This window comes from Sphingobium sp. DN12, assembly GCF_051058005.1.
In the GTDB taxonomy this organism is placed as follows: domain Bacteria; phylum Pseudomonadota; class Alphaproteobacteria; order Sphingomonadales; family Sphingomonadaceae; genus Sphingobium; species Sphingobium yanoikuyae.
The window spans coordinates 66,814-83,506 of sequence record NZ_CP173718.1 but is presented as its reverse complement, the minus strand read 5'-3'; the positions used below and the strand labels follow the sequence as shown (position 1 = coordinate 83,506).

Sequence of the window (16,693 nt, the reverse complement as noted above, 5' to 3'; positions counted from 1 at the left end):
ACAAACCATGGGTTCGATCGGAGAGCTGACGGCATTTCGGCGATGATAGGGCCCGCTTGCATGCCATCGGAACGTCCGATGTGGTCCGACATCGCACGACAGGACTTCTCGCCGCTGCCGTGCCAGAGGGGCCCGGGCCACGTCATGTAATTAGCGAAGGAGCGGTGTTCTCGCCAATCGATCTCTCCCCTCTCGGTGATAGGATTAGCCTATCGGCTTACGCGCCTACGATTGTCAGCGCCTCGCATCGGACGCATTCCGCGATACGGGCATAGGCGTCGGCAAAGGCGGCGCCGTGCCGCCAGGCCGCGGCGATGCTGCGGGTCGGTTGCCAGTTCTTGACCTCCAGCACTTTGACTCCGGCGCTGCCGCCTACTTCCGAGCGGATATAGAGATCGGGAAGTATGGTGAGCGCGAGGCCCGTCGCCGCCATCTGCCGCAGGCTATCGAGGCTAGTGCCCTCGTAATCGCGCAGCAGCTCCATTCCGAGTTCCATGCAGAAGCCAGCGACCTGCCGATGGAGATGGTGCGCTGAATGAAGGCTCAACACCTGCGCGCCCTTGAGGTCGCTTTTGCGAAGGACCGGCCGCTGCGCAAGGGGGTGGTCCGGCGCGGCCACAAGCCGGAGCCGTTCGCGAAAAAGCGGCTCGACTATCGCCCCTTCGCCGGCGATCGGCAGCGGACCGAGCAGCATGTCGAGCTGACCGCGCGCCAGCTCGAGCGCCTGTTCATCCGGAATGCCCTCGCGGATATAGAGCCGCAAGCCCGGCTGTTGGCGGTGCAGCGCCAGGATCACGTTCGACATAAGATAGGGCCCTAAGGTGGGCGTGACGCCGAAGCGGATCGTGCCGGCGTTGCCTTCCTGCGCGCGCCTGGCGAGCTCGCGCATGTCTTCCACGGCCACCAGCACGCCGCGCGCGCGTTCGGCAAGCTCGCGGCCGATGGGCGTTAGTTCGACACTGCCCTGATTGCGTTCGACAAGAACGGTTCCGAGGCGCTGCTCGAGCGCGCGCAGCTGCTGGCTGAGCGAGGGCTGAGAGACGTGACTGGCCTGCGCGGCTCGACCGAAGTGGCGCAGGTCCGCGAGGGCGACGAGATATTCGAGCTGGCGGAGTGTCGGCATGACAGGACGATAGAGCGAAACTATCGCGTGGCTCAATCCTCATTGGCGCTGTCTCTTCTCGTCAGCTAGGTCCCCGCTTCCAGTTCCACTGGAACTTCCCGGGCTGCTTCGCCGCGCGACACGGTGAGCTTGACGACATTGCCGACCTTGCGGTCGTCGAGCTTCGCCAAAAGCGCGCCGAGGCTGTCGACATCTTCTCCGTCGATCGCGGTTATGCGGTCTCCCGGCACGATCCCGCCCGGTGTCGCCGTGATGCCGACAAGGCCTGCGCGGGCCGCGGGCGATCCGGGGCGAACGCTTAGGACATAAACCCCTTCCCGTCCGGTGATCGCTTGCAGGCGTTCGTTCACCTGCTCGTCCGCTTCGACGCCGAGAGCCGGCCGAACATAGCGGCCGCTTTTGATAAGTTGCGGGACAACGCGCATGACGGTGGCGACCGGGACCGCGAAACCGATGCCTGCCGATGCGCCTGACGGGCTGAAGATCGCCGTGTTGATCCCGATCAGGCGTCCGCTCGAGTCGAGCAGCGGGCCGCCCGAGTTGCCGGGGTTGATGGCGGCGTCGGTCTGAATGAGATGTTCGATGCTGGGTCCGCCGCGCTCGCTTGGCAGCGATCGGTCGAGCGCAGAAATTATGCCGGTGGTGAGCGTCCAGTCGAGCCCGAACGGATTGCCGATGGCAAAGACCTTCTGTCCGACCTTCAGATCCTCGCTGGTACCGATGGGAACGGGTGCCGGGCGGCGCAGCGCAACGCCGATCTTGAGCAGCGCAAGATCGTGGCTCGGGCTGGCGCCGACCAGCGAGGCGCGGAACTTGCGACCGTCGGCAAGTTGGACCGTCGCCTCCGAGGCGCCCTGGATCACGTGGAAGTTGGTGACGACGTGCCCGGCGCCGTCCCAAATTAAGCCGGACCCTGTGCCGCGCGGGACGGAGAATACATTGCGCGACCAGGCGTCCTCCACCAGCTGGGATGTCGAGATATAGACGACCGATCCGCGGGCCTTTTCGAACAGGGCTATGGTCGCCTTTTCATCGCCGGCAAGGTCGCCCCGCGCCGTTACAAGCCGGGATGCGGGATCCGCTGGAGCCATCGGCTGCAGGACGCGCCACAACAGGATCAGTGCGGCGGCGCAGGCAGTGACGAGAAGACAGCGGCCGATAAAGCCGAGTTTCGCTGTTTCAGGGCTCATTCCTGAAGACATGTTGCGCCTCGGGGAATTGCGTCAAGTATCTCAGATCCCGATTGTTGCAGGCGAGCTGCCGCGAGGCTCGCGACTTGCGGATGGTGGCGGGGTGAATGGCATGCTCCTGCTATGAGCGAACGTTCCGCGCCGCTCGGACGATCGACGTCCATGATACGCTTGATCGTCGTAACGTCTGTGCCCTGACCTTGACCCCATGGTGAAGCAGCGTTCGCTATCGGCCCACTGCCGCGTACTTGTGAAATCGTGAGGTGTTGGTCAGAGGATCTGCGACGTAGATCTCGGCTTCGAAGACAGAGAAAGGACGATCATGATCGGCAAGATTCTGGGTGCGATTGCGGGCGAACGAGCGGCCAAGCACGTGCGGGGGCTCGGGGGCCCCGGCGGAGCGCTCCTTGGCGCTGGCGCAGCCGCGCTGATACGGCGTCTGGGGCCGCTCGGCCTCGTTGCGGTCGCTGTCGGCGGATATGCGCTGAAGCGGCACCTCGACGCCAAGAACGCCGAACAGCCGGGGGCAGATGGGCAGGACAACGAGATGCCTGCCAATAAAGCCAGTCAGCCCGGTCAAGCGTAAGCTCTATATCGCGCCTCTGGCGGCCCAGAGATCAGGCGCAGCCAGTGACTCCTGTTCCCGGTCCGCGAGAGCGATAACTTTCGTAAAAGCCTCATGCTGCGACAGCCAGACCTTGCCTGAGAGGCCGTCGAGCAGATGCGAGCGCTCGAGCGCGTCCATGACCGGGCCTTTGACTTCCGACAGGTGCAGGCAAACACCGGCGTCGGCAAGACGCCGATTGATCATCTCGAGGCTCTCGAGTGCGGAGGCATCGATGGCGTTGACCGCCGAGCACATCAAGATGAGGTGCCTCACGTCACGTTTTTCGGCGATTTGTTCGAGAATGGCCCCTGTGCATTATTTGGGCACAGATTCACGGTAGCGGCTTGGTGAGCAAGGGCATGAAGCCGTCGGCATCGAGCTTGAGGTTCTCCGCCCAGACATAGTCGCCCGTCAGATTTATGTGGTCCCAACCCAAAGGGGAAAGCTGCGCCAAAATGGCAGGATCGACGGAGGCACCCCTTCGCTGCAATTCGCCAATGGCGCGGCCGAGATAGCGGCAGTTGAACAGGATTATCGCGGCGGACGTGAGATTGAGAGCCGCTGCCCGGATTTGTTGGTTCTCAAGGCCTCGATCCCGGAAGCGTCCGAGACGGTGGAAGGCGATCGCCCGCGCCAGACTGTTGCGCGCCTCGCCTTTGTTCAGTTCAGCGGTCACCATCCGGCGCAGTTCCGGTTCTTCGAACCAACGTAATGTGAATAGGGTCCGCTCGATCCTACCGACCTCACGTAGGGCTGCGGCAAGGCTGTTCTGCTGGCGGTAGGCAGAAAGCTTCTTCAGGATCAGCGAAGGCGTGACGGTGCGATCACGCATGGCGCCGATGATTTGGGCGATCTCAGGCCAGTGGCTTACAATGAGGTCGCGGTTGAGTTTTCTGCCGAAAAGCGGGCTCAGCCGGCCGTAACGGTTGGCAGGCTCGAACGCGTAGAGGCGGCGATCGGACAGGCGGGGAATACGCGGCTCAAAATCGAGGCCAAGCAGATGCATGACCGCGAAAACGATGTCGGAGACGCCGCCACCGTCCGTGTGCAGAGCGGTGAGATTAGCATTGCTGTCGTGGCCGAGGATACCATCAAGGGCATGGATGGCTTCGCCTGCCGTGCCAGCGATGACAGTGTGGTGAAGCGGGGCATAACGGTCTGTGATCGTCGTGTAGATCTTCACCACCGGGTCGCGGCCGTAATGCGCGTTGACCGTTCCACCCGCCTCGCCGGCACCACCGAGATAAAAGGCCTGCCCATCGGCAGAAGCACGGTGGCCGGGGCCGAACCAGGCGGCAATCGGTTCAGCATGGATGGCGTCGGTCAAACAAGCAAGAGCAGCGCGGAAGGTTTCCTCGCGCATATGCCAAGTCTGCATGCGCAGAAGTGCCCGCCGTGATGCTGCCCCGCAGACTTCTGCCATTCGTGACATGCCAAGGTTGGTCGCTTCCGCGATCAGCGTGGCAAGAAAGGCCCGCTCGTCAGTCGGGGGAAGCCCGGTCGAGACATGACCGAAGTGCTGGGTGAAGCCCGTCCAGCGCGCGACCTGCGATAGAACATCGGTGATCCGTGTAGCCGGCAGCATACGATAGCAGGTCCGCGCGAATTTCTGCCCTGCATCGTCCTCGCTGTCGTCCCTTGTGTCCTTGGGGAAGCGCAGCCGATCTCCGACGAACAAAGCGCCGTCGCCACTATTCAGGCTGCTTGCTACCTTGGACAAGGACTGGTCGAGCTTCTCGGCGCGCTCATCAAGCCAGGCATGTGGGTCACCAAGGGTAAACGCCGCTTGCCGTTGCACGCCTGCCGGCGCCAGCAGGGTATCAAGCGAGCGGTGCAGCCGGGAGGTCGGAACCCAGATATCGCCAGCTGCAAGTGCATTGGCCAGTGCGCTGTAGGTCGCCATCTCCCAATGGGTCCGGTCTATCCCGCCTGCGACGATGACGTGCCGGCGCCAGCGCCGTTCGACATGGTCAAGCGGTGGAAGGTCCGGAAAGGGTTTGCGCCAATCACCATCGAGGTCCGACAAAACCGCCATCGCCTCGCGCAGCGCCATTGTGCTGGCGGGGCCCCGAAAATCAAAGGCCCGCAGGAATGCCGGTCCGGACCGTTTGAAAGCACGATATTCGGCCGCGATTTCGTCGAGGACGTCGTCCCGATGCGGGGTGGCCGTGCGCCGGATGATCACAGCATCGGCCTCAATTACGTCGAAGGAAGCAATGCCTTGGACCGCCGCGCTGATATCCTCGCCATTCCGCGCCGTCCGGGTGATTGCCTCGAGGACCTTGGCGACCCTGACCATCCGCTCGCGGCCCTCGCTTCCGGAGATGGCCACGCGCTGCTCAAGACGTTTTCGCGCCCGCAGATGGGCGCGTCCAACCAGCGATCCGAATATGCCGATGGCGGCATCTGTCAATGTGGCTTCCAACTCGCTCAGCGTGGCGAGAAGAATGACATGCCGACGGGCTGGCCGCATCTGCTGGAAGGCTTGGGCTGTATAGCGCACCCCCTCGCGGGCGAACTGGGCCATGCGCGGCTCATGCGCTGGATCGAGTGCTCGCGGCAATCCGCATGACGAGCGGATCAGGCCAACCTTTTCGACAATTTCGGTAAGGGATGCCGGCGCAACGCGAGGTTGGGGTTCGCGAAGCCAGGAGAAGCGGCTTTGCCGGTCGTGCACTTTGTCATCGACCAATTCATCGAGACGCCGGCGTGCATCAGCATCAAGGCTACCGGCAATTTCGGCGATCAGTTTCGTTTCGGCGCGGTGCATCGCTTCGGCGGCCATTCGCTCCACCACACTGACACCAGGAATGACGATAAGGCGACGACGCATTTCATCCAGGAGCCGGTCGAGCAATATCCGCCCGTCGGTAGTGCCTTTCGCTTCTTTGATCAGCCATGCCATGATTTCCGCACGAAGCGGTTTGCCAAGGTCACGAAATCCAAATCGAGCCTTGATCCCGGCAAGCTGATCGTAACGGGTAGGATTGCGGCGAGCGAAGTGGGCAATGATGTCCGGCTCCACGCCTACCTGCTCGGCGATGTGGTCGAGCATGACCGCCGGTAACAGCTCATTTTGACGCAAGTGCCGTCCTGGGTAGCGAAGGCAGCTCAGTTGCAGAGCATATCCGAGCCGGGTCGCCGGCGTGCGTGCGGTCTCGATGGCCGCCAGGTCAGCGGCATCGAAATTGCAATGCTGCATTACCATCGCTTCATTATCGGGGAGGGCCAACAGGGCGGCGCGTTGCCGCCCGGTCATAGGAATGCGTCCAGGCACCTTTTTCCTCCAAAAACCTCTTGCCTTACGTCCCCTTAATGAAAGAGGATTGTGAAAGGCAAAAGCCTGCGGAGAACCGTTGGCGTTTCGCCCCCTCCGGATACGACCGTTTGCGAATGAGGTCAAAATGCTGATCGGCTATGCTCGCATCTCAAAAGGCGATGATCAGAGCACGGCCTTGCAACTGCGCGCTCTGAAGGAAGCTGGGTGCGAGCGCGTGTTCGAAGAGGCGGCCAGTGGCGGCCGCTGGGATCGGCCTGAATTGCAGCGAATGCTCGACCAGCTGCGCGAGGGGGATGTTGTTGTCGTCTGGAAGCTGGACCGCCTGTCGCGGTCACTAAAGGATCTGCTGCATCTGCTCGACCGGATAGAGACGACAGACGCGGGCTTTCGGTCACTGACCGAAAATATCGACACCACGACGCCGGCGGGACGGATGATGATGCAAATGGTCGGCAGCTTCGCCGAGTTCGAACGCGCTATGATCCGCGAGCGGACCAAGGCAGGTCTCGATCAGGCGCGATCCGAGGGTCGCGTTGGTGGCCGCCGACCAAAGCTCAATGCCAAGCAACGGGCCGAGATCGCCGAGAGTGTGACTTCGGGCCGTAAGTCCGCTGCTGAAATGGCACGCATCTTCGGCGTCAGCCAGCCCACGGTGTCGCGGATCGTCGCCGAGCGGCGCGCTTTCCTTGAAGGGACTGTATGAAAGTCGGCCACGATCTCTCGCGCATCATCAAATTCGCAACCCACGAAGACTGGGGCGAGGCCCTGCACGATGCGCTCTCCGATCACGTCGGTGCCGCAATGGAGGAGTTCAACCTCGAATTCGATGAAATCGGCGACATTGTCAGCGAACACTATGCCGGGGTGCTGTTTGGCTGCGCGCTCGAAGACCTTATGACGCGCCGGTTCGAACCCGACGGCGAAAATCTGGTCGATGAGTATCTGAAGCGGCGTGGATGGAATGAAGCGGCGCGCACAAAGGCTTATCTGCGCACCCTTCGGGATTCAGCAATGAGTTTGTACGAAGTCAGCGACGTGACGCCGGGCGAGGGATTCTTCGTCCGCGATCTGGTTCGCGGTGGTGAGCCCATTCGCATCAGGGAAAAGTCTGGATCGCGCACGCTGCGGCAATGGGACCGGATCGCTGTCAGGGTCGTGCCCGAACGCAATGGCCATGTGCTGTCCGGCGTCATCCTGCCATTCACTCCCGAGGCTGCAGAAACGCTGATCGAGGGTTTGAGGATCGCGAGCGGAAAGCGCCGAAAATCGACCAAAATCGATATCGAAGTCGATACACTTGCCAGCATCGCGCACCTGTTCACGACGGCATGGCTGTTCGATATCCTGCCCAAAGCATTGGGGCTTCAAACCCCCATTGTACAGAATACCGATGGCGATGAGCTGGTGTTCCACAATGTGCGGTTTCCGTTCAAACGCGGGACTTCTGCTGAAACCGTCGCTGCGCTGCTTGACGTGCACCCCGAACTGCACCGCGCCAACGATCAGTTTTGGAACTGGTTGAAGCCGTCAACAGACACGATACCGCGTGCAAAAGGCCCCGGAAAGCTTGCCTTCGGAACAAGCACAGACGATGGCCGGACCGTGTTTGGCAGCATCGAAATCAAGGGGAAGTCTGTCGTTCTTTCGGTCAACTCGGCCAATCGGGCAAAGATCGGAACAGCGGCGCTATCCGAATTGCTGGGCGCCGCTGTAGGCAAGCCATTGACCGAAATCGAAACTATCGAACAAGCAATGCGCGACCATCACAGTCCGCCTTCACCGGAACTCGATATTCCGCCAGAAGCGGCTGAGGAGCTGATCCACAAGATGATGGACCGGCACTACCGCGAAACGCTTGATCAGCCTGTCGGAATGCTCGGTGATCTCACGCCGCGCGAGGCAGCAACGACCGCCGGCGGGCGCAAGAAGATCGTAGAGTGGCTCAAATTTATCGAAAATCGGTCGGCTAATCACCCCGATGAAGCGGATCCTATGGCAACCTACGATTTTTCCTGGATCTGGCGGGAACTCGGGGTCGAAAAGCTCAGGAAATAGGGGCTTTGAGACAGTGCGACCTACTACCGTATATCTGTGTCCCAATAATGCACTGAGGCCAGGAGGCGCAAATTGAACGACTTCGCACAAGCACGGCTCGATATGTTCGCGAGCGGTTTATTCGGCCAAGGCAATGCTTTCTGGCGCTGGATCGCCACGGACGAGGCGCGCCCCTATCTGGCCGCTTTCGCTGCCGATCGTGCGCCTCCCAGCGAACGCGAGTTTTTCGCGGTCGATGTTGCCGCAGAGGATCTACTTGATTCCGATCACCTGGCCGAGCTGGCCCAGCAGATCGAGGCGACGCACGGCTAGCGCCATACGCGCCAGGGTTAGCCGCGAGCCGCTTTGCGCTGTTGCTCCGCTACGTCGCGGATCATGGCTGCCCAGCATCCCAAAATCATGCCCTCTTCATTATCGACTTCGCTTGTCGCGACCGCATAGATGCCGAGCAAGTTTGCGACCTCTCCCATCTCGACAATGCCTTGGCGCGCAAGCAGCGTGGCAAACATCGAGAGTGCTCCCCCCATTGCCCGGACCAGCGGCGCATCTTGTAGCAGATGGTCAAATTCGTGGGGCGGGTTACTGGACATAGATTGTTCCAATCAAATAAAGCGACTGCCTTTCAGGACTTATCGTCGGAAGTGGTATCCGCTGCCAATAATTCGACAACCGATAATCTGAAAACATCGGCAAGGCTCTCCAAGGTAGCAAGCGTTGGATTGCCTTGTCCGCGAACCATGTATGAAATGTGCGACGCCGCAACGCCCGAGCGTTCGGACAACTCCCCTTGAGTTATGCCTAGCTTCTTTAGTTCGCGAGCGATGTTGGCCCCGACCTGGGTCATCAACGGCGATGTTCGTTTCAGGTATATGGTTGGCATCGTGTTCGCGTCCTTCTGGCTAGGCGCAGAATGTCGGCACGGGCAGCATGGCGCAATAGGGTTGCTCAAGCAGCTATTTGCGCCATGGCTTTCGCGCCTAGCGCAGATGGTATAGATTGTGCGCCATATTTGGACGAGCGAGGTTCAAACCCTGCATGGACGGTCAGGACGACGCGATGAAATCGGCCATGGAGCTGTTCGCAGCTCGGCTTGCAAAGCGCGATGTAGAGAGGCCGATCACCGACCATCGGACCGTCGAGCGGTTGATCGCGATGCTGGAACCGCATGAGCAACAGGTTGTCCGCTTGCGGATCGGGCTTGGCCCCTCTCCCGCGCTCACTCTTGCCGCGACTGCAAAGATCGTCGGTGTGTCGCCAAGCCGCATCGGCCAAATCGAGGACAAGGCATTCCGAAGGATCAGATGGGTCTGCAACAACATAGACATTCACGATCGTTCGGCGCTGGATGCTTTGATCGCGCGCAGGCGTGATGAAGCGGCTGAGGCCGAGCGGATCAGGAAACGCGATGCCTTGCAAAAGGCGCTAGATCAGGAGCGGAAGCGCAAAGCCAAGCAAGACCGGGACGAGGTCAGGCGAGCGAAGGCGCGCGATTCCGCTTGGAACCGCAAACTACGCGTGGCGCAGGCTGAGCTTGATCGGATGAGATCCGACGCTCAGTTTTTTGCCGAACAGATCGCTCAAATCGAGCAGCGCGCTAATTGGCTGAGGGCAATTTTGCCGCGCGACCGCCAATTGGCGGCGCTGCGCGAACAGGCCGATGAAATCCGCGATGCGATCGCGAGCGCAGAAGCCAGCATATCCAACATGCTGGCCTCGCCCCCGGATGGTCCCCAGCTAGGCAAGGAAGCTTCAACAAACGATGGCCACTGATATTGAGCCGTCCCCCGCCTTCGCGCCGCAGATCGGCCGCGTTTATTTGCGCGTCAGCACCGATGCACAGGACTTACGCCGACAGGATGCCATCGTAGCCGAGGCGAAGGCAGCGGGCTATTATGTCGCGGCAGTCTATCGGGAGAAGGCATCGGGTGCCCGTGCCGACCGCCCCGAGTTGCTGCGCATGATTGCCGATCTTCAACCCGGTGAAGTGGTGATTGCCGAGAAGATTGACCGGATTAGTCGTCTTCCCTTGGCCGAGGCCGAGCAGCTGGTTGAGACAATTCGTGCGCGAGGCGCGCGACTTGCCATTCCCGGCGTCGTGGACCTGTCCGACCTCGCGGCCGACGCCGAGGGCATCGCCCGCATCGTGCTCGAATCTGTTCAGGCGATGCTCTTGAAGATCGCCCTGCAGATGGCTCACGACGATTACACCGATCGCCGCGAGCGACAGCGCCAAGGTATCGCCTTGGCAAAGGCCGCAGGGCGCAGCGGAGGGCGCAAAGGCGATCGGGCAACGCACGCCCGCATTGTGGCATTGCGCGAAGCGGGCAAGAGCATTGCCAAAACGGCAGAGCTGGCCGATTGCGACCGCAGCACCGTCAAGCGGGTGTGGGCGGCCCATCGTGCCGCCCAGGTGCAAGAACCCAGCCCTCAGCGAAATCATCGTGAGCGGAACCGCTGATTGCCCTTTCTGTTCGGCTTCAAGCCGGTGGCAGCTGCCACCGGCAGTCCCCTGCCCGCGTCAACGGACGGCTCTGTTGCAAAGATTGGCGGCAGTCAGAGGTAGGCTGTCGCTCTGCGCCGATCAGGCGGCTGCTGCGAAATGGTGGTTGAGCATGCCCATGGCCTCCGTCAGCGCCGAGGGCCCAATGCCAAAAGCTCTCTCCACAAGGCGCACCTCGCCCCTGATGCCGGGCTGCAGGCACCAGGGGCGAGCCTGTCCTTTGCGCAGGGCTCGCATGACTTCGAATCCCTTGATCGTGGCATAGGCCGTGGGGATCGATTTGAAACCGCGCACCGGCTTGATCAGTATCTTGAGCTTTCCGTGATCGGCCTCGATCACGTTATTGAGATACTTCACCTGCCGGTGGGCCGTCTCCCGGTCCAGCTTTCCTTCGCGCTTCAATTCGGTGATCGCTGCACCATAGCTCGGCGCTTTGTCGGTATTGAGCGTGGCAGGCTTTTCCCAGTGCTTCAGGCCTCGCAGGGCCTTGCCCAGGAACCGCTTCGCTGCCTTGGCGCTGCGGGTCGGCGACAGGTAGAAATCGATCGTGTCGCCCCGCTTGTCGACTGCCCGGTACAGGTAGGTCCACTTGCCCCGCACCTTGACGTAGGTTTCATCCAGGCGCCAGCTCGGATCAAAGCCACGCCGCCAGAACCAGCGCAGCCGCTTCTCCATCTCCGGGGCGTAGCACTGGACCCAGCGATAGATCGTCGTATGGTCGACCGAAATGCCGCGTTCCGCCAGCATTTCCTCAAGGTCGCGATAGCTGATCGGATAGCGACAATACCAGCGCACCGCCCACAGGATCACATCACCCTGGAAATGGCGCCACTTGAAATCCGTCATCGTTCCGTCCGTCCAATCTCCGCCAAGCATGCTCAAGCTTCACGATTTTTGCAACAGAGCCCTGATGGATGCCCAGTTGACTGGCAGCGGGACAATTAGCCGTTCAGCTTGTCCTTGAGCGCCTTGGCGGGCGCAAAGCCCAGCTTCTTCGACGCTGCGATCTGGATCGTTTCGCCCGTGGACGGGTTGCGGCCTTCGCGTGCCGGGCTGTCCTTCACCTTGAACTTGCCGAAGCCGTTGAGGCTGATCTCTTCGCCGCTGGCGGCCGCATCGGCGATCGACGCGAAGACGAGATCGACGACAGCGCGGGCGTCAGCCTTGGTGCTGCCGGTCTGGCTGGCGATCTTGTCGGCCAGGTCATTATTGTTCACGGGAATCCTTTCCGCTCGTTGTTGGTGTGTTGCCCATAGTCACCTGCGCATGGCGACGCCATGGGCAATGCGCGCATCAAGCCCGCATTTGCCGAATAAATGGAATGGTTCGTCATGTTCGGCGCCTCACCGCACAACGGCCAGCCCGATGCGGAACCGGGTCGTGCGGCGGTCATAATCGAGCAGGTTCTCGCCATAGCCGTAGAAGCTTTGGCCAAAGAGATAGAAGTCGGGACCGCCACCCAATATCCGTCGCAGGGGATAGGACATGTCCGCCGAGACTGCGCCCTTGCCTGTCGACAGGTTGAAACGGGTGGAGGTGGAGAGGCGCAGTCCATTATCCTCTCCAACCTCCATAAAGAGGCTGCCATTGCCCCTGTATCTGCGAATGTCGGGATTGTCGGAGCGGTCGCCGACAAAGAGCCACGCACGTGGCGCCACGGTCAGGCGCCAGCCACCGCTCAGCGGGAAAGCCGCCATGGGCGCGACATAGATGCTGTTGATACTGCGCGAGGCATCGCCGTCCCGGCCGTTGGATTCATGGCGCAGGCCGATTTGCCCGCTTACCGTCGCCTTGCCCGCGATCGCGACAGGCTCCGACAGATAGAAAAGCTCGGGCTGGTAGTCGATGTTGCGGAAGGGCGATGATTCCGCACCCAGATCCCAGAACATACGCTGCGTGTATGCGAAGTAGAGGCCGTCCCGAAGGGATGCATGATCTTCTTCGCGGGCGCGGCTGCCGAAGAGTTGATATTTGAAGCTCAGCTGGATGCGCGCTTCGCTGTTCGTGCCCGGACCGTACACGGCGTAGATCGGTTCATAGGCCGACAAATTTTCGAGGAAGGCGTTGCCGACTGTCCGGTCTGCTGGCGGTGGCGCGGGCAGGGGGGGCGCCTGCGCCGCCACCTGTGCCGTTGCCTGCGTGGAAGGCGGAGCGACTTCGAGCGCGATCCTTTGATCGTTCCACGCGGGAACCGACAATATTTCGCCGGCACTGGACGAAGCGAGCCGGTATGCCGCCTTGGCGAAGCTGCCAGGTGCAAGCTCCAAGGAGGCAGGCGTAGACGAGGCGCGCTCCAGCCAGACCGCATGCGCAACGTCGTCTGCGGTGAGCGTGGCGGCGACGCGATCAGGCAGAACGACAGTTTTTTGGGTGTCTGAAGCGTTCAGCAGCCGAACGTCGACCTCGACATTTCCGCCAGCTTCGCGAAGCGCGGCGCGGCTGATCAAAATCTCGATGCCATCCTGAGCCATAGCAGGCGTCGCGATGAGGAGGGCGGCGGAAACCGCCGAAAGGATCGATGCGCGTGTCATGCGTGAAGATGCTGTCCGTTGTCGACCGGGATCACGGTGCCCGTGATCCGCTTTGCGGCGTCGCTGACAAGGAAGGCCGCGAGCGCGCCGACGTCAGCGATATCCACCAGTTGCCCCTGTGGAACCTGTGCCGCCGCGCGGTCCAGCAGTTCGTCGAAGCGGTCGATCCCGCTGGCCGCGCGCGTCGAAATCGGGCCGGGCGATATGGCGTGCGCACGAATACCCTTTGGTCCGAGTTCTGCAGCCATGTAGCGCGTTGCGCTTTCCAGCGCGGCCTTGACCGGACCCATCATATTATAATGCTCCACCACACGTTCGGAGCCGTAAAAGGTCACGCAGAGCAGGCAGCCCCCGTCCGTCATCAACGGCTCTGCCAGCTTCGCCATACGCAGAAAGCTGTGGCAGGATACATCCATCGCCATGGCGAAGCCGTCTGCCGAACTGTCGATCACCCGGCCATGCAGGTCATCCTTGGGTGCGAAGGCGATCGAGTGCAGCAGGAAGTCCAGACCACCCCAGCGTTTTTCAACTTCCGCAAAAAGTGCCTCCATCTGGCCCGGTTCGCGTACATCGCAGGGCGCGGTCCATTCGACGCCCAGCCTGTCCGTCACCGGTTGAACCCAATCCTGCGCCTTGCCGTTCACATAGGTGGCGGCAAGCCGCGCACCGCCGCGTGCAAACGCTTCGGCACAGCCGGAGGCGATGGAATGTTCGTTGGCGATGCCAATGACGAGGCCGCGTTTTCCGCGAAGGTCGATGATGGGGTTCACGGCTGCACTCCAAAGAGAACGGAAAGAGTGTGAAGGCAGATCATATGCTCCTCGTCGGTAGGGATGACGCGGACCTTTACAACGCTGTCATCGAAACTGATGGCCGGAGCGCCGGCCGCGTTGGCGATTTCGTTGATCTGGATACCAAGCCATTCGAGCCGCTGGCAGATACGGCTGCGTATGTCGGCCTGATGCTCGCCGATACCGGCCGTAAACACGATGCCATCCAGGCCGCCAAGGGAGGCCGTCAGGGCGGCGACCTCTCGTGCGGCACGCCAGACGAACAACTCTATTGCATCCGCAGCCTCGGCACGGTCGCTCGCTGCAAGTTCCCGCATGTCACTGGAAATGCCGGAAACGCCGAGCAGACCCGACTTGCTGTAGAGCATGGACTCCACCTCCGAAGCGCCCATGCCCATCTGCGTCTGGAGATGCAGTACAACGCCGGGGTCGAGCGCACCGCAGCGTGTTCCCATCATCAGTCCGTCGAGCGCGGTGAAACCCATCGTTGTGTCGACGCTTTTTCCGTCCGCCATGGCGCACATCGATGCGCCATTGCCCAGATGCGCCACGACCACGCGCCCGCGCGCCATGGCCGGGTCGATTTTGCGCAGTTGATGCGCGATATATTCGTAGGAAAGGCCGTGAAACCCATAGCGCCTGATCCCCTGATCGTGCAGCGCTCGCGGTAGGGCAAAGCGCGTGGCCAGCGGCGGGCGGTCATGGTGGAATGCGGTGTCAAAGCAGGCCACCTGTGGCAGTTCGGGCGCGATGGCGGCAATGGCGCGGATCGCTCCAAGGTTATGCGGTTGATGGAGCGGGGCGAGCGCACTGAGGCTTTCCAGCTCATCCAGCACCGCATCGTCAATCAGGCACGGTCGTGAGAAGTCTGTGCCGCCATGAACGACGCGATGGCCGATGGCGATCACCTCGCGTCCGTCGAGATGCTCTGTAGCCCAGGCAAAGAGCCAGGCGAGGAGGTCGGCATGCGTCAGCGCGGCTTCATCCCGCCAGTCATGCTCCTGCAGCAATGCTCCTGCAGCATCACGGATCGTCAGGCGCGGGGAAATACCGATGCGTTCGATCTTGCCGCCTGCCGAGAGAGTGGGCGTGCGGTCGTCATCGAGCGTGAAGAGGGCGAATTTGATGCTGGAGGAGCCAGCGTTGAGGCTGACAATCGCCTTCATGCGGGTGCCGCTCCGGACTGTGCTTCGGTTGTCTCTTCGGTGCCGGGCAATCCCGGCGCCGCCTTTGTCGCTGCGCGTGAGAGCAGTACCGCCACGGCGCAGGAGGCAAGCCGCGTGCGCAGACTGTCCGCCCGGCTGGTGAGGATGATGGGTACGCGGGCACCCAATACCACGCCCGCAGCATCCGCGCCGCCCAGAAAGGTCAGCTGCTTGGCCAGCATGTTGCCCGCCTCAAGGTCTGGCACGACAAGGATATCGGCTTTCCCGGCGACGCGCGAAACGATGCCCTTTTCCTTTGCGGCCGCTTCGCTGACGGCATTGTCGAACGCGAGCGGCCCATCGAGCAGCCCGCCCGTGATCTGGCCGCGGTCAGCCATTTTACAAAGAGCCGCCGCATCGAGGGTCGTCGGCATGGCGGGGTTGACGGTCTCTACTGCCGACAGGATCGCGACCTTTGGTTCCTTGCGACCAAGGACATGGGCAAGGTCGATGGCGTTGCGGATGATATCCGCCTTTTCCTCCAGATTCGGCGCGATGTTGATGGCCGCGTCGGTGATGATGAGCGGTTCCGGATGCCCCGGCACATCCATGACATAGGCGTGACTGATACGGCGTTCGGTACGAAGTCCGTTGGCACGCGATACGACCGCGCTCATCAGTTCGTCGGTGTGGAGCGACCCCTTCATCAGCAGGACGGCTTCACCCGAATGGATCAACCCGACCGCCTTTGCAGCGGAGTCATGGCTATGGGCGGTGGCCACCAGCCGGTATGCGGAAATATCCTTGCCCGCTTCCTTTGCCGCAGCGCGAATGCGCGCTTCGGGGCCGACAAGAATAGGATTGATCAGGCCCGCTTCGGCGGCCTCCACCGCTGCTGCGAGCGCCGCCGCCGAACAGGGATGGGCCACGGCCGTCAGTGCCGGATTGCCGGCAACAGCTTCTATCAGGCGATGATAGCCGTCATGATCGGACAGGCGGATATCGGGAAGCGCGACACGCGGGCGACGGATTTTCTCGGTCGGCGCTATGACTTCTGCTTCGCCCGCGATAACCGTTTCGCCATGCTGGTTTTCGCAACGGCAGTCGAGCAGGATGATATGTCTGTCGTCGTGCTTTTCCCTGACGGTCACCGACGCGGTTATGACATCCCCTATGCCAACCGGCCGTTTGAAACGGAGAGACTGGCTGAGGTAGATCGTGCCGGGGCCAGGCAGTTCCGTGCCCAGAACAGCGGAAATCAGGCCGCCGCCCCACATGCCGTGCGCAATGACCCGGCGAAAGAAATCCCCTTCGGCGAATTCAGGATCAAGATGCGCAGGGTTCACGTCGCCGGAGGCCAGCGCAAATACCTGAATGTCCTTCTTTGACAGCGTGCGGGTCACACTCGCCGTATCGCCTATCGCGATCTCGCCATAGGTTCGGTTCTCGATCGTGTCGGTATCGTCCAAGG

17 protein-coding genes and 1 pseudogene are annotated in these 16,693 nt (G+C 61.6%); 5 read left to right on the top strand and 13 right to left on the bottom strand.

Annotated elements, in window-relative coordinates; translation table 11 throughout:
* Positions 1–217: 217 nt before the first annotated feature.
* The 5 genes and pseudogenes from ACI6S0_RS23765 to ACI6S0_RS23745 all read right to left on the bottom strand — a co-directional run bounded on the left by ACI6S0_RS23765 (position 218) and on the right by ACI6S0_RS23745 (position 6,179).
* A complete protein-coding gene (locus ACI6S0_RS23765; RefSeq protein WP_081331675.1) occupies positions 218–1,159 on the bottom strand; it encodes a LysR substrate-binding domain-containing protein in 942 nt (313 codons plus the stop codon).
* Between the two features lie 29 nt (positions 1,160–1,188).
* Positions 1,189–2,325 (bottom strand): S1C family serine protease, encoded by a 1,137-nt coding sequence (locus tag ACI6S0_RS23760; RefSeq protein WP_069336914.1) that lies wholly within the window; start codon positions 2,323–2,325, stop codon positions 1,189–1,191.
* Between the two features lie 214 nt (positions 2,326–2,539).
* A complete protein-coding gene (locus ACI6S0_RS23755) occupies positions 2,540–2,893 on the bottom strand; it encodes a hypothetical protein (RefSeq protein ID WP_164522511.1) in 354 nt (117 codons plus the stop codon).
* 9 nt (positions 2,894–2,902) lie between these two features.
* Positions 2,903–3,223, bottom strand: a pseudogene (locus ACI6S0_RS23750) (sodium-independent anion transporter); the annotation flags it as partial.
* A 28-nt stretch (positions 3,224–3,251) separates the two neighbouring features.
* Positions 3,252–6,179 carry a Tn3 family transposase gene (locus ACI6S0_RS23745; RefSeq protein WP_122129177.1) on the bottom strand — a complete coding sequence of 976 codons (2,928 nt, stop codon included), beginning with the start codon at positions 6,177–6,179 and terminating at the stop codon, positions 3,252–3,254.
* A 145-nt stretch (positions 6,180–6,324) separates the two neighbouring features.
* Between ACI6S0_RS23745 and ACI6S0_RS23740 the strand changes: the two genes are divergently transcribed.
* The 3 genes from ACI6S0_RS23740 to ACI6S0_RS23730 all read left to right on the top strand — a co-directional run bounded on the left by ACI6S0_RS23740 (position 6,325) and on the right by ACI6S0_RS23730 (position 8,567).
* Positions 6,325–6,903 (top strand): recombinase family protein, encoded by a 579-nt coding sequence (locus tag ACI6S0_RS23740; RefSeq protein WP_122129176.1) that lies wholly within the window; start codon positions 6,325–6,327, stop codon positions 6,901–6,903.
* Positions 6,900–8,255 (top strand): hypothetical protein, encoded by a 1,356-nt coding sequence (locus tag ACI6S0_RS23735; RefSeq protein ID WP_122129175.1) that lies wholly within the window; start codon positions 6,900–6,902, stop codon positions 8,253–8,255. The genes ACI6S0_RS23740 and ACI6S0_RS23735 overlap by 4 nt, the downstream gene beginning before the upstream one ends.
* Before the next feature lie 72 nt (positions 8,256–8,327).
* Entirely contained in the window at positions 8,328–8,567 is a 240-nt protein-coding gene (locus tag ACI6S0_RS23730; protein WP_122129174.1) for a hypothetical protein, read from the top strand.
* 17 nt (positions 8,568–8,584) lie between these two features.
* Here ACI6S0_RS23730 and ACI6S0_RS23725 read toward each other — a convergent pair whose 3' ends face one another.
* Positions 8,585–8,845: a hypothetical protein gene (locus ACI6S0_RS23725; protein WP_234831432.1), complete on the bottom strand. Its 261-nt coding sequence runs from the start codon at positions 8,843–8,845 to the stop codon at positions 8,585–8,587.
* A 32-nt stretch (positions 8,846–8,877) separates the two neighbouring features.
* Positions 8,878–9,135, bottom strand: a complete 258-nt coding sequence (locus tag ACI6S0_RS23720; protein ID WP_122129173.1) for a helix-turn-helix domain-containing protein — start codon at positions 9,133–9,135, stop codon at positions 8,878–8,880.
* 155 nt (positions 9,136–9,290) lie between these two features.
* Between ACI6S0_RS23720 and ACI6S0_RS23715 the strand changes: the two genes are divergently transcribed.
* Positions 9,291–10,025, top strand: a complete 735-nt coding sequence (locus tag ACI6S0_RS23715; RefSeq protein WP_006953917.1) for a sigma factor-like helix-turn-helix DNA-binding protein — start codon at positions 9,291–9,293, stop codon at positions 10,023–10,025.
* A complete protein-coding gene (locus ACI6S0_RS23710) occupies positions 10,015–10,713 on the top strand; it encodes a recombinase family protein (RefSeq protein WP_004213279.1) in 699 nt (232 codons plus the stop codon). The genes ACI6S0_RS23715 and ACI6S0_RS23710 overlap by 11 nt, the downstream gene beginning before the upstream one ends.
* Before the next feature lie 123 nt (positions 10,714–10,836).
* Here the strand turns inward: ACI6S0_RS23710 and ACI6S0_RS23705 are convergent, their stop codons facing one another.
* From ACI6S0_RS23705 to ACI6S0_RS23680, 6 genes are all read right to left on the bottom strand, one after another.
* Positions 10,837–11,601: an IS6-like element IS6100 family transposase gene (locus ACI6S0_RS23705; protein ID WP_001389365.1), complete on the bottom strand. Its 765-nt coding sequence runs from the start codon at positions 11,599–11,601 to the stop codon at positions 10,837–10,839.
* Positions 11,602–11,696: 95 nt separating this feature from the next.
* On the bottom strand, positions 11,697–11,972 hold the full coding sequence (locus ACI6S0_RS23700) for an HU family DNA-binding protein (protein ID WP_122129149.1): 276 nt from the start codon (positions 11,970–11,972) through the stop codon (positions 11,697–11,699).
* A 126-nt stretch (positions 11,973–12,098) separates the two neighbouring features.
* Positions 12,099–13,226, bottom strand: a complete 1,128-nt coding sequence (locus ACI6S0_RS23695) for a phospholipase A (RefSeq protein ID WP_434406002.1) — start codon at positions 13,224–13,226, stop codon at positions 12,099–12,101.
* Positions 13,227–13,282: 56 nt separating this feature from the next.
* The gene (gene fabI, locus ACI6S0_RS23690; RefSeq protein ID WP_122129147.1) at positions 13,283–14,056 is read right to left on the bottom strand and encodes an enoyl-ACP reductase FabI; all 774 of its coding nucleotides are present in this window, start codon (positions 14,054–14,056) and stop codon (positions 13,283–13,285) included.
* The gene (locus ACI6S0_RS23685) at positions 14,053–15,243 is read right to left on the bottom strand and encodes an acetate/propionate family kinase (protein WP_122129146.1); all 1,191 of its coding nucleotides are present in this window, start codon (positions 15,241–15,243) and stop codon (positions 14,053–14,055) included. Before ACI6S0_RS23685 ends, fabI begins: the two co-directional genes overlap by 4 nt.
* Positions 15,240–16,691 carry a bifunctional enoyl-CoA hydratase/phosphate acetyltransferase gene (locus ACI6S0_RS23680; RefSeq protein WP_234831428.1) on the bottom strand — a complete coding sequence of 484 codons (1,452 nt, stop codon included), beginning with the start codon at positions 16,689–16,691 and terminating at the stop codon, positions 15,240–15,242. Before ACI6S0_RS23680 ends, ACI6S0_RS23685 begins: the two co-directional genes overlap by 4 nt.
* Between the last annotated feature and the right edge of the window lie 2 nt (positions 16,692–16,693).

What these genes read in the sequence shown, in the direction of transcription:
- ACI6S0_RS23760 (WP_069336914.1), bottom strand. Translation starts at nt 2,325, where the DNA reads ATGTCTTCAGGAATGAGCCCTGAAACAGCGAAACTCGGCTTTATCGGC.
- ACI6S0_RS23745 (WP_122129177.1), bottom strand. Translation starts at nt 6,179, where the DNA reads ATGACCGGGCGGCAACGCGCCGCCCTGTTGGCCCTCCCCGATAATGAA.
- ACI6S0_RS23740 (WP_122129176.1), top strand. Translation starts at nt 6,325, where the DNA reads ATGCTGATCGGCTATGCTCGCATCTCAAAAGGCGATGATCAGAGCACG.
- ACI6S0_RS23735 (WP_122129175.1), top strand. Translation starts at nt 6,900, where the DNA reads ATGAAAGTCGGCCACGATCTCTCGCGCATCATCAAATTCGCAACCCAC.
- ACI6S0_RS23725 (WP_234831432.1), bottom strand. Translation starts at nt 8,845, where the DNA reads ATGTCCAGTAACCCGCCCCACGAATTTGACCATCTGCTACAAGATGCG.
- ACI6S0_RS23720 (WP_122129173.1), bottom strand. Translation starts at nt 9,135, where the DNA reads ATGCCAACCATATACCTGAAACGAACATCGCCGTTGATGACCCAGGTC.
- ACI6S0_RS23715 (WP_006953917.1), top strand. Translation starts at nt 9,291, where the DNA reads ATGGACGGTCAGGACGACGCGATGAAATCGGCCATGGAGCTGTTCGCA.
- ACI6S0_RS23710 (WP_004213279.1), top strand. Translation starts at nt 10,015, where the DNA reads ATGGCCACTGATATTGAGCCGTCCCCCGCCTTCGCGCCGCAGATCGGC.
- ACI6S0_RS23705 (WP_001389365.1), bottom strand. Translation starts at nt 11,601, where the DNA reads ATGACGGATTTCAAGTGGCGCCATTTCCAGGGTGATGTGATCCTGTGG.
- ACI6S0_RS23695 (WP_434406002.1), bottom strand. Translation starts at nt 13,226, where the DNA reads ATGGCTCAGGATGGCATCGAGATTTTGATCAGCCGCGCCGCGCTTCGC.
- ACI6S0_RS23685 (WP_122129146.1), bottom strand. Translation starts at nt 15,243, where the DNA reads ATGAAGGCGATTGTCAGCCTCAACGCTGGCTCCTCCAGCATCAAATTC.